Genomic DNA, 2,903 nt, shown 5'->3' on the forward strand with positions numbered 1-2,903 from the left:
GGCCTCGGTCAGGTCGAGCAGGCGCTGCGAGACGGCCAGAGCGATCGCCACCGTCGACCCCAGGATCACGGCCCACAGAAGGGCGGCGGCCGGATCGGCGGTCGAGAACACGTCGCGGACGTTGGCCGCGGCCAACCCCACCGACCCCGACGCCTCGAGGACCGCGCGCCGTCCGTCGAACCACAGACCGATGACCGTGGTCCCCAGCACGACCAGTACCGGGATCAACGCAACGTGCGCGCGCCGCGGCTTGCCCTCGACCGGTTCGAGGTCGGCGCCGACATCGTCGATCAGCGGGCGTGCTCCGGGCGCGAGCACCTGTCCCTCGTGGCGCGCGCGGCGCTCCGCCTTCAGCATGGGACCGAAGTCCCGTCGCTGCGCGATGGTCCAGAACACCACCGCCATGGCGAACCACGAATAGGCGGCATACGGGATGCTCGACACGAAGATCCCGTAGGCCGATCCCTCGATCGCATTCGCCTGGAGTCCGTCGCCGATCAGCCCGACCTGATACCCGACCCACGTCGACAGGACGGCGACGGTGGCCACCGGCGCGGCCGTCGAGTCGACCAGGTAGCTGAGTTTCTCGCGCGACACCCGCATGCGATCGGTCACCGGCCGCATGGTGTTGCCCACGAGCAGCGTGTTGGCGTAGTCGTCGAAGAAGATGACCAGCCCGAGGATTCCCGTGGCCAGCTGCGAACTGCGTGCGTCGTGGATCCAGCGGCGCACGGCGTCGACCAGGCCGTGCGTTCCGCCCGCCCGCGCCACGACGCCGACCATGCCGCCGAGCGTGGCCGTGAACAACAGGATGGATGCCTGGAAGGAGTCGGTGACCGACGGAACCACCACGTCGCGTGTCGCCATGACGAACGCCGACACCGGATGGCCCGTGTAGATCAGCGCACCGGAGAGCACACCCGCGGTGAGGGCCAGGAGCACCTGTCGCAACCACAACGCGAGCACGATCGACAACAGCGGCGGCAGCAACGACCAGAGCGGATGTACCACCCGCACCGAGCCCTCGAGTTCGGTCGTGTCGTCGAGTGTGAGCCGGAAGTCGCCACCGTCACCCACCACCACGTTCTCGATCTCCGCCCGCCCCCCGGCGTCGAGCTCGAGGTCGAGGGTGCCGACGGGATCCCCCTCGCGGGTCCACGTACCCTGGGGTTCGAGCCGCACGGAACGATCGGCCAGCGGCGCTCCGTGCTCGTCGTGCAACTCGACGGAGAAGCCGCCCGGCTTGCCGTGGAGCATCTGCTCGGCCGACCGCACGTCCAGACGGACCTCGGCGTGGGCCGCGCCGGCGGCGAGGACGCTCAGGACGATGGTGAGCCCGAGGCTCGCCGCGGATCGGAGTCGGGTACGCTGCACGGTGGTTCCGGGACGGGGAAACGGAGACCGACGGAGTTTGGACGTCCGTTCCCGGACGGTCAAGCCGACGATCCCGAACCGCCGCTGCATTGCTCGCGTGCCCAGGCGGCGTACGCGGGCTCGGCCTCGGCCTCGAACCACACGATCTGCGGCACGTCGTAGGGATGCAGAGCTCGCAGTCGCCGCACGGCGGCGTCGAGCGTGGCGGGCGCGATCTTCAGCCGCAGCAGGATCTCGGGATCCTGCTCCACCGCTCCCTGCCAGCGGTAGACCGAGAGAATGGGCCGCTCCTCGACCTGCGCACAGGCGACGAGCGCTTCGTCGACGAGACGGCGCGCCGTGTCGGTGGCCGACGCGACGTCGGCGAAGGTGCTGAGGGCGATCCAGAGGCGGTCGCTCATGCGGTGTCCTCGCTGGGCAGGGGTCCTCGGCGTGGCACCGGAGCCGACAGCGGCGGTGCCAGCACGTCGAGTTCGGGTGCGGTGTGCGCACGCTCGATCATGGCGAGCAGGTCGGCGTGCAGTGCCGGGGCAGCGACGGCGAGTCGGCGGCTCCAGAGGACGTCGTCGTCTCCCTCGAAGTCGGTCACGATACCCCCCGCCTCACGCAGGATCAGCGCGCCGGCCGCCAGGTCCCAGGGCTTCAACGCGAACTCCCAGTAGCCGTCGAGCCGGCCGGCCGCCACGTAGCACAGGTCGAGTGCGGCCGAGCCCGCGCGACGCACGCCCCGGCAACGGGCCAGGGCCTGCGCCGTGATCGCCAGGTTCAGACGCGCGGTCGCGCCGCGCTCGTAGGGAAAGCCCGTGGCCAGGAGCGCCTCCTCCAGACGATCGCAGTTCGACGCGCGCAGCACGACCGGCGGCAGTCCGCGCAGGGGTCGTTCCAGTGTGGCCCCCGCACCGGTGGCGGCGGCGAAGAGTTCGTCGAGAGCGGGTGCGTACACCACACCGGCTCCACCATCGGCGTCGCTCCGCGCGATCGACACGCAGTAGAAGGGATGGCCGTGCACGTAGTTCGTCGTCCCGTCGATGGGATCGACGTACCACACGGGCTCGTGACCGCCCGTCCGGCTGTCCTGCCGCCCTTCCTCGCCGACCACGGGCTCGCCGGGAAACCGACGCGCGATCTCGGTCACCAGCCACTCCTGGACCTCGCGGTCGACCCGCGTCACCAGATCCACGCGTCCCTTGTGTTCCACCTCGCGGTTGTGGCCGCCGTCGAGGGCCTCGAGCATCTGGGCTCCGGCCTGCAGGGCCAGGGTGCGCAGGTGCACCCGCGCGTCGGCGTGGTCCATGGAGATCTCCGGGGTTTCGAGCGGGAGCGTTACACTAGCGGTGGTCGGTGGCGAGTGGCAAGGCGTCGACGGACACCAGGGTCCATTCCCCCGCGACGACCCGGTCGCTCAGGACCCATTCCACACCGTGCGCGCGCAGGGCGTCGCGACACCGCGCGGTGATGGGTGCGCAGCACGCGTTTCGCAGGGCCTCGATCGACGGTGGGACGAATCCACTCGCACCACCGGCCACCGG

General features: G+C 70.6%; 4 protein-coding genes. All 4 read right to left on the minus strand.

Annotation, left to right across the window (positions count from 1 at the left end):
* Positions 1 to 1,374: Na+/H+ antiporter NhaC family protein (locus VKA86_06915; GenBank protein HKK70930.1), on the minus strand; the 1,374-nt coding region annotated here is incomplete at its 3' end.
* A gap of 59 nt (positions 1,375 to 1,433) precedes the next feature.
* Entirely contained in the window at positions 1,434 to 1,775 is a 342-nt protein-coding gene (gene cutA, locus VKA86_06920) for a divalent-cation tolerance protein CutA (protein ID HKK70931.1), read from the minus strand.
* Positions 1,772 to 2,668 carry an inositol monophosphatase family protein gene (locus VKA86_06925; GenBank protein HKK70932.1) on the minus strand — a complete coding sequence of 299 codons (897 nt, stop codon included), beginning with the start codon at positions 2,666 to 2,668 and terminating at the stop codon, positions 1,772 to 1,774. The genes cutA and VKA86_06925 overlap by 4 nt, the downstream gene beginning before the upstream one ends.
* A 34-nt stretch (positions 2,669 to 2,702) precedes the next feature.
* Positions 2,703 to 2,903: hypothetical protein (locus VKA86_06930; protein HKK70933.1), on the minus strand; the 201-nt coding region annotated here is incomplete at its 5' end.

The sequence above is a fragment of the Candidatus Krumholzibacteriia bacterium genome, from assembly GCA_035268685.1.
Classification (GTDB): domain Bacteria; phylum Krumholzibacteriota; class Krumholzibacteriia; order JAJRXK01; family JAJRXK01; genus JAJRXK01.

Bases quoted from the DNA above. Each gene is read 5' to 3' on its own strand.
- cutA (HKK70931.1), bottom strand. From the start codon at position 1,775: ATGAGCGACCGCCTCTGGATCGCCCTCAGCACCTTCGCCGACGTCGCG.
- VKA86_06925 (HKK70932.1), bottom strand. From the start codon at position 2,668: ATGGACCACGCCGACGCGCGGGTGCACCTGCGCACCCTGGCCCTGCAG.